The sequence below is a fragment of the Tabrizicola thermarum genome (assembly GCF_003574395.1).
Taxonomy (GTDB): Bacteria; Pseudomonadota; Alphaproteobacteria; order Rhodobacterales; family Rhodobacteraceae; genus Tabrizicola; species Tabrizicola thermarum.
Genome location: NZ_QMJY01000020.1, coordinates 1 through 205, shown reverse-complemented (window position 1 = coordinate 205; position 205 = coordinate 1). Strand labels below are relative to the sequence as shown.

Sequence of the window (205 nt, the reverse complement as noted above, 5' to 3'; positions counted from 1 at the left end):
CGGGTTGAAGGCGGCGCTGGTCGAGGCGTTGCGCCAGGGCAAGCACCGACGCGGCCTCGGGCGGGGGATCGGGCGCAGGCCTGGGGGCGGCAGTTCCATCGTCCCGGAAACCTTGAAGATTATCCACCGGCCCGAAGAGGTCGACGCCCGCCTCGTGCCCGGGCATTGGGAGGGCGATCTGCTGAAGGGCGCGTCCAACCGCTCT

At 70.7% G+C, this 205-nt stretch carries 1 pseudogene; it reads left to right on the top strand.

The annotated features are described in order from the left end of the window. A pseudogene (locus D5084_RS18710) lies at positions 1 to 205 on the top strand (IS30 family transposase); the annotation flags it as partial.